The following is an 8,685-nucleotide window of genomic DNA, read 5'->3' as shown; positions in this document are numbered from 1 at the left end:
AGAGACAGGGGCATGGGGCATTGGGAATAGGAATTACAGATTACCAATTCTCAAGTAGGGCAATAGGTTCAGATGGTGGGGGAAAAGCAACATCTAAAGCATTTAGTTCTTCTGTGGTTAACTTTAAATCGAGGGCGGCTCGATTTTGTTCAACGTGGGCGATACTGCTAGCTTTGGGAAAGACTATCACCTCTTGATGTAACAACCAAGCGATCGCTAAGAGTGCAACTGTTACCCCGCGCTGTTGGGCAATTGACTGCAATTTGGGGTGTTTGAGTAGTTCACCTTGTAGCAAGGGCGAATGTGCCATCAAAGGGATTCCTCTTTGCTGACACCAGGATAACAACTTCCACTCACTATTGCGATGCTGCAAATTGTAGGGGACTTGATTTGTCGCAATGGCTCCACCTCCGGGTAAAGCACTAGCTTCTTCCATATCCTCAACATCAAAATTGCCAACGCCATAATCTCGAATCTTGCCAGATTGTTTCAGCGTCTCAAATGCTGCCAACGTTTCTGATAACGGTACAGGCCCCCGCCAATGTAATAAATAAAGGTCGAGGTAATCGGTCTGCAACCGTCGTAAACTATTCTCGCAAGCTGCGATCGCTCCTAGCTGAGTTGCATTGCGAGGAGCAACCTTACTCACAAGAAAGACTGATGAACGACAATTAGCGATCGCTTTGCCAATTAACGTTTCAGCCCCACCCTCACCGTAAATTTCTGCCGTATCAATCAACGTCATCCCCAAATCTAGTCCGCGACGCACAGCAGCAATCTCATTTTCACGCTGGGCGATCGCTTCACCCAATCCCGCAGTTCCCATTCCCAATACTGGTATCAATTGACCGGATGGTAAACAGATAGTTTTCATAAGCAATTTATTAACTTGATCCACACTCACTAGCTCCACTTATTTTCAGATATTTTTGAGTCATAAAACACAATTATTCGATTATTTTCTAATAGATTGTCCCATGTTTAACTTGTATATTATATGAGGAAAACTCTTGCTATCTGCGTTGGCGCATTTGCGTGAGGCTATTACTACTTTCAACAGGGTAAACCAAAAACTTAAAACCACATTATTTGATCACCACTATATTTAGCTTCTTCCCAAAAAAACATCTAAATTACTAATTATGAAAATCGCCTTCTTCGATTATCCTGTCACCATAGCCGAGCCACCTAAAACTGGGGGAATACGCTTAGTATCCTATGCATTGGCGCTGCGTTTAGCTCGTGCTGGCCACGAAGTTTTATTCTATGGCTCAAAAGGGCCCCATCAAGAATTGGAATATTACGAAGATGGCATCACTTATCGCCGAATTCCAGACTCATGGCTCGATCAGGTATTAGAACCCTTAAACTTTCTTGATATCTGGAACCTTTCAAATCCTAAACGTCCCTTCTATGCATCCAAATTATTTTTCTGCGAATTTTACCGAAAAGTCGCTAAGGATATTCAAGCACAGCAATGTGATGTGATTCACATAAACATTGTTTTTCAATTCATTCCGCTCATCCGTGCCTATAATCCCCAAGCCAAAATTGTCTTACATATACACAGCGATTTTCTGCCATTATTCGATCCAGTAATGGTTGAACAGTGCCTGAAGTCAGTGGATTTAGTAATCGGATGCAGCGATTATCTTACAAATCAAGTTCGCAAATACTTACCTCATGTTAAAAGCCAAACCATTTACAACGGCGCAGATATTCATCACTTTACTATTTCTAATGATCACGACAATAAAAAAATTAATAAAAAAGATATTAAACAAATTCTTTTTGTGGGCAGAATTTCACCGGAGAAAGGCGTACACGTTTTAATTGATGCCTTTAACAAAGTAGTGTCTCGTTATCCCCAAGTACAGATGAAACTTGTCGGTTCAGAAAACGCCCTAGTACCGTGGTACACACTAGATAGAGAAGACCCTCAAATTCAGAATCTTCGTCCTTTTTACCAAGGTAGCTATCGATCGCATTTACAAGATAGACTTACTTCTAGCGCAGCCAGTTCAGTTTTTTTTCTGGGAAAAGTTCCCCATTTCGATCTGTTTGAGTACTATCAGCAAGCAGATATATTTATTTTTCCATCTGTCTGGAATGAGGCATTTGGGATGCCGATTGTCGAAGCGATGTCAATGGGATTGCCTGTTATCGCCACGCGTGGGGGTGCTTTCCCCGAACTGGTGGAGGATGAGAAAACAGGGTTATTGGTTGAACGTGGGGATGCAGATGCCTTAGCCGAAGCAATTCTGCGGCTGCTTGGAGATGACAATCTCAGAATTGCAATGGGAGAAGCTGGACAGCTACGCGCAGTTGAAAAGTTTGCTTGGGATTATCAGGCCCAAAAGCTATTGCACCAGTATCAGCAATTATAAAAAGCTTTATTTTAGGTAGGACTTACGCAACTGGCACACAAGGCTTCTGGTATAAGAGTCAAGGGTCAAGAATCAAGGGTCAAGAATCAAGGTTTTTTGGACTTTTGACCTTTGACTCTGGACAACCTCTGGCGTTAAAAATATGACACTTGCGTAAGTCCTGTTAGGTATAGACTTTGCAACAAACCCAATGCCCCATCCCCAATGCCCAATGCCCCATCCCTACGAGTCAGTTCACGAATCAAATCGGATTACTATAGGAGTAAATCATGTTGGCAAGTATAGAAAAAACGCCCCTGACTATTTTCCGCGAGATGAAACTGTTTATCATTGTTTGGGTGGGACAGCTCATTGCATCTATTGGTAGCAGCATCACCGCATTTGCTTTAGATGTTTGGGTTTACGAACAGACTGGTTCTGTTACCCAATTTGCTTTTATTACCCTTGCCAATACCTTACCACTCATCTTACTTGCACCCATAGCTGGTTTATTAGTGGATCGGTGGGATCGTAGATGGACAATGATTCTCAGCGATTTATTTGCAACTTTGGCAACAGTGGCGATCGGCATTTTATCTATCACGAGTCAGTTAGAGGTGTGGCACATTTACTTAGCCAATACCTTCAGTGCTATCTTCGTGGCTTTTCAGATACCCGCTTTCATCGCTTCCATAAGCCTACTAGTACCAAAACAGCACCTTGGTAGGGCTAATGGAATGCTGAGTCTCATGAACGGTACTGCGCGACTCCTAGCACCACCTTTAGGAGGTGTCCTGCTAGGTATCATTTCTCTCCAAGGGATTATCGTGCTTCACTTAACCACCGTGTTTTTGGGTATTGCTATCCTCTTGCTGCTTCGGTTCCCTAAAGCCAACACTCCTGCTGTTGCGATCGAGGAAAGTTCTTTTTTAAAAGAAACAACTTATGGATTGACCTATTTAGTTGCTCGACCTGGATTGCTAGGAGTGTTAATCATCTCAGCTTTTAGCATTTTCCTTGTAGGAGGTGTTCAAGTGATCACCATACCCTTAGTGTTATCTTTTGCTCCCGTAACAGTTTTGGGGACTATTCTTTCGCTCTTTGGCGTTGCTGTTTTAGCAGGAGGCTTGCTGATTGGTATCTGGGGAGGTCTACAGCGTAATATGAATATGATATATGGCTGTATGTTTCTCACGGGTGTGTCTCTTGTCGTCGCCGGTTTGCAACCTTCTGTTGTTGTCTTTATTATTGGCGTCTTCTTATTCTTTTTGATCCGACCAATAATTGCTAGTTCAACGCAAGCTATTTTTCAATCTAAAGTAGAACCATTAGTGCAAGGTAGAGTCTTCTCTATAAAAGGAGCGATGGAAGCCGCAGGTCTACCCCTAGGCTATATTGCGATCGGGCCCTTGGCAGAAAAGATTTTTGAACCTTTAATGGCTGCTGATGGGTTTTTAGCAAAAAGCATTGGACAAATTATCGGTGTAGGCCCAGGTCGTGGTATGGGACTTGTACTTGCGATCGCGGGAATCTTTACGATTTCAGCAACCTGTATTGCCTACTTCTTGCCCCGTTTACGACTTGTGGAAGATGAATTGCCCGATGTTGTTGATGGAGTTGCGTTGGCTACGCCCGCCGCAGGCATCGCTGCTAAATAGTAGTTCTTAACTGTCTTAACTGTCCTTGCGTCCATATCAAATTCCTGATATATGTTAGGTTGCCAAAAAATTTTCCCGGAAAAATATCATATATCTTATTCTAAATTAGGGAGTTTTTATTCTGTATTATTTTTACCTGTTACTCCATAATTTTACATACAAATAATTCCTATTTCTTGTTTTTTTTTAACCTCATAGTATTTTTTTACATAACTATTTCAAGTATATTTATGTATACGTGTGCTTGACTTATCAACATAATCTTTAGTGACTTTAGCAGTAATAACCGCTATATATTTAAAATATGCAATCCCAAGTTTCTCGTAATCAACCCATAACGAATGCTCCTTCGACTTTTAATCAATTTTGGGAGAATGTAAAAGCGATCGCAGGGCCTTACTGGTATCCAACAGAGCCAGAGGGCAAAGCATTCTCAGAGGTGATTCGCGCTTGGGGAATGCTCTTTGTCCTGATCTTATTAATAATCGCACTTGTAGGCGTAACTGCCTTAAATACATTCGTTAGTAACCATTTGGTCAATGTCATCATTGAAGAGAAAGATTATACTAAGTTTCTTAAAACGTTATTAATTTACAGCCTTGGACTGATTAGCGTAACGTTCTTAGTAGGATTTTCTAAATTTGTCAGAAAACAAATCGCTCTTGATTGGTACAAATGGCTGAATAATCGCATCCTATCAAAATACTTGAGCAATCGTGCTTATTATAAAATAAATTTTCAATCTGATATTGATAACCCAGATCAACGTCTATCCCAAGAAATTGAACCCATTACCAGTAATGCTCTAAGTTTCTTTGCTATTTTCCTAGAAAAAATATTGGAAATGACAACCTTTTTAATAATTATTTTGTCAATTTCCCAACAGATAGCTGTTTTTATGCTGATTTACACGATCATAGGCAATTTGATTGCTATTTACTTAACTCAAGAATTGAATAAAATTAATCAAGAGGAGCTTGAACTGAAAGCTGAATATAATTATTCTCTAACTCATGTTCGTAATCACGCTGAATCGATAGCTTTTTTTCAGGGAGAAAACCAAGAATCAAATATAATTGGGCGCAGATTTAATAATCTTCTGAAAAGTGTTGAACGCAAGATTAATTGGGAGAGAGGTAAGGAAATTTTCAATAGAGGATATCAGGCTGTTATTCAAATATTTCCGTTTTTAATACTTGGGCCTTTATATATCAGAGGTGAAATTGATTTTGGACAAGTTGGTCAAGCCAGTTTAGCTACCGGTTTTTTTGCTAATGCTATGGCAGATTTAATCAATGAATTTGGGACTTCCGGGCGATTTTCTAGTTATGTTGAGCGTTTAGCTGAGTTTTCGGATGCGTTAGAAGCTGTTACCAAACAACTAGAAAATGTCAGTACCATTAAAACTATAGAAGAAAATCATCTTGCTTTTGAGAATGTCACATTAGAAACGCCAAACTATGAACAGGTGATTGTCGAAAATTTGTCACTATCTGTTCAACCTGGAGAAGGTTTATTAATTGTTGGGCCGAGTGGTCGAGGTAAAAGTTCTCTATTGAGAGCGATCGCGGGTTTATGGAATGCTGGTAATGGTCGTCTGGTAAGACCTCCCCTAAAGGAAGTCTTATTTTTACCTCAACGTCCTTATATAATTTTGGGAACTTTACGTGAACAGTTACTCTATCCTCATACAACTCGTGAAATGAGTGACGCAGAACTCAAAGAAGTTTTGCAACAAGTAAACCTACAAAACTTGCTTACGCGAGTTGATGGCTTCGATACAGAAGTTCCTTGGGAGAATATATTATCGTTGGGAGAACAACAACGCCTTGCTTTTGCAAGACAGTTAGTTACTCGTCCGAGCTTTACTATATTAGATGAAGCAACGAGTGCTTTAGATTTGAAAAATGAAGGGAATTTATATCAACAGTTGCAATCAACCAAAACAACTTTTATCAGTGTTGGACATCGAGAAAGTCTGTTTAATTATCATCAATGGGTTTTGGAACTTTCACAAGATTCGAGTTGGCAACTTCTTCGTGTGCAGGATTATCAAATCCAAAAATCAAAAGCAATGGTCACTAGTACCAGTAAAAAAGCTGAAATAAAAATAGAAGATTATCCCAACAATGAATCCCAAAATCAATCAGAAATAGACACAATTGAAAAGCTCACTCATAAGGAAATGCAGATATTAACAAATTATTCACTTGGTACAGTTAGAAGTAAGGCAAGTCAAGGTCAATCTATCACTACTAAGGACGGCTTAACTTACCGCTACGATAAAAACCCAAGGATGTTGAAATGGGTGAGAGCTTAAAGCGTTGAAAGCATAGATGCAATTTCTTTGATATTGATTTGGACTTTGACTACAGTAGGATCATCTGTGCATTCGATACGAAAACCAAGTTTTTCACAAATGTGCAAGATGCTGCTCTTCGTTGAGCCTTCTTATTTTCAGCCGATCTTCGTCAAGCTGATTTCAAAGGAGTGAAACTAGAAAATGAGTGTTGCGATCGCAACACTCATTTTCCTCAGAATTTTGATCTAGAGCGAGTGGGATCGATTTCATCACAAAGCTGCACAGGTGCAGGTAATTTCAAAATTTCATCACAAAGTTATGATGATTTAAGAGCATTCAAAGCTTTAGTAATTAAGTAAAGATAATTAAATTTAACTATGTTATTGCAAGAGTGATATATGTGTAATTATTAGTTGCCGCTAGGTGGCGATCGCCATTTTTTTGTATTGCTATGTTACTAATGGCATCTAATATTTTTGCTTATTTACTTATATTTAGCCCTGATTGTTGGCGCTGTTACAACCCATGATTTTAAAAAAGTTTAATATACCAGAATCCTTTCATAAAACAAAAGTAGTTCATTAAGAATATAAGTCTCTCATTGGGTACAAGGGTTTGTTATTATCTCCAGATAAATTACGCTATCTAAGAGGATGTTTTAAAAGTTTAAGGCGAATATAATTCGCTACTACACAGGCAAAGTCCGCCTGCGCGGACTAACATAAAATTAAGGTTTTTAAGCCTGCGGAGGCAGGTTTCGTCTGTGTAGCCAAGCCACTGCGTTGGGCGGCTATGCCGACTTGTAGCAAGTGGCGTGCGATTTATAATCGCCTGGGCAAGTGATAAATTAGACTTTACAAACATCCTCTAAGTAAATTCTCAAAAAGTTCCCTTTCTTTATGGACTATGAAGCTATAAATCAACAATAACTGACTAAGAAAGTGGGGATTAACAAATAGGCAACGAGAAAAGCCTATCTAATATTTCCAGTTTTTTCTGCGCCACTAGTTAAGAGGTAATCGATGGTGCGAAACTCAAAATTAGGGTACATATTGTCCCCTAAGTCTATTCTGCGTCCATCCGTTTTCATAGGTATAATCGCATCTTTATTGATTGGCAGCATAACTTTTTATACTGTAAAACTCGGGCAAAATTCTGTGAATCAAGAGGCACAAGCACCAATAGCAAAATTGCCACAGTTAAAAACTGTAACAGCCCTAGGGCGAATTGAACCACAAGGAAAGGTAATTAAACTCTCTGCCAGCACCTCTGCGGAAGGAAGTCGGGTAGAACAGTTACTAGTGAAGGAGGGCGATAGGGTAAAGGCAGGGCAAGTAATTGCGATTTTGGACAGTCGCGATCGCTTACAAGCAGCATTAAAAGAGGCGCAGGAAGAAGTGAAAGTAGCGCAGGCAAACCTGACGCGTACGCAAGCGGGTGCTAAACGCGGTGAGATTGCAGCCCAACAAGCTGCGATCGCTCGCCTAGAAGCAGAACACCAAGGCGATATTAAGGCTAAAACAGCCACAATTGAGCGATTACAAGCTACTGTGCGTAACGCCGAAGTAGAAGAAAAACGCTATCAGACACTGTATCAACAGGGAGCAATTTCCGCTTCTCAACGAGACAGCAAGCGTTTAACTCTGGAAACCGCCCAAAAAAGTCTGCAAGAGGCGCAAGCGCAGTTAAATCGCAGCCAGTCAACTAGTCAGCAACAAATTAGAGAAGCCACAGCAACACTAGATAAGATTACGGATGTGCCGAAAGTTGATATAGAAGCTGCCCAGGCAGAAGTCAATCGGGTGGTAGCAGCCATGAACTTAGCAAAAGCAAATTTGCAACAAGCTTACGTGCGTTGGCCGAAGATCTTGGCGGAGCCATCGCTCCAAGATGGGCAAGTATTCGAGATCCATGCCCGTCCTGGGGAATTAGTATCAAATGATGGTATTGCCGATATTGGACGAACCAGCCAGATGTATGTCATAGCCGAAGTATACGAAAGCGATATCAGCAAGGTGCGTCCAAAGCAGAAGGTGCGAGCAATCGGCGATGTTCTTCCCATTGAATTAGAAGGAACAGTGGAGCGTTTGGGCTTACAAGTACGGCGGCAAAATGTAATTAATACTGACCCTATTAGTAATATTGACAACAGAGTAATAGAAGTCTATATCCGACTTAATGATGCCTCCAGTCGTAAAGCTGCCAGTTTAACCAACATGCAAGTTAAAGCAGTAATTGAACTTTCAAATTAAAGGGCATTGGGGATTGGGCATTGGGCATTGGGGATTGGGCATTGGGCATTGGGGATTGGGCATTGGGGATTGGGCATTGGGCATTGGGTATTGGGTATTAGTAACTA

6 protein-coding genes are annotated in these 8,685 nt (G+C 40.6%); 4 read left to right on the top strand and 2 right to left on the bottom strand.

Going from position 1 to position 8,685, the window contains the following annotated elements:
- Positions 1-40: 40 nt before the first annotated feature.
- Positions 41-874: an aldo/keto reductase gene (locus IQ246_RS27135; RefSeq protein ID WP_194006394.1), complete on the bottom strand. Its 834-nt coding sequence runs from the start codon at positions 872-874 to the stop codon at positions 41-43.
- 268 nt (positions 875-1,142) lie between these two features.
- Here IQ246_RS27135 and IQ246_RS27130 point away from each other — a divergent pair, with 268 nt between their 5' ends.
- From IQ246_RS27130 to IQ246_RS27120, 3 genes are all read left to right on the top strand, one after another.
- The gene (locus tag IQ246_RS27130) at positions 1,143-2,387 is read left to right on the top strand and encodes a glycosyltransferase family 4 protein (protein WP_194006393.1); all 1,245 of its coding nucleotides are present in this window, start codon (positions 1,143-1,145) and stop codon (positions 2,385-2,387) included.
- A 269-nt stretch (positions 2,388-2,656) separates the two neighbouring features.
- Positions 2,657-4,024, top strand: a complete 1,368-nt coding sequence (locus IQ246_RS27125) for an MFS transporter (protein WP_244142176.1) — start codon at positions 2,657-2,659, stop codon at positions 4,022-4,024.
- 304 nt (positions 4,025-4,328) lie between these two features.
- A complete protein-coding gene (locus IQ246_RS27120) occupies positions 4,329-6,344 on the top strand; it encodes an ABC transporter ATP-binding protein/permease (protein ID WP_194006392.1) in 2,016 nt (671 codons plus the stop codon).
- A 955-nt stretch (positions 6,345-7,299) separates the two neighbouring features.
- Here the strand turns inward: IQ246_RS27120 and IQ246_RS30685 are convergent.
- Positions 7,300-7,449: a hypothetical protein gene (locus IQ246_RS30685; protein WP_244142178.1), complete on the bottom strand. Its 150-nt coding sequence runs from the start codon at positions 7,447-7,449 to the stop codon at positions 7,300-7,302.
- A gap of 34 nt (positions 7,450-7,483) precedes the next feature.
- Here IQ246_RS30685 and IQ246_RS27115 point away from each other — a divergent pair, with 34 nt between their 5' ends.
- Positions 7,484-8,578, top strand: a complete 1,095-nt coding sequence (locus IQ246_RS27115) for a biotin/lipoyl-binding protein (protein WP_339379224.1) — start codon at positions 7,484-7,486, stop codon at positions 8,576-8,578.
- The last annotated feature ends 107 nt before the right edge of the window (positions 8,579-8,685 follow it).

The sequence above is a fragment of the aff. Roholtiella sp. LEGE 12411 genome (genome assembly GCF_015206995.1).
Lineage (GTDB): Bacteria > Cyanobacteriota > Cyanobacteriia > Cyanobacteriales > Nostocaceae > Komarekiella.
This window is presented reverse-complemented; position numbering and strand designations above follow the sequence as displayed.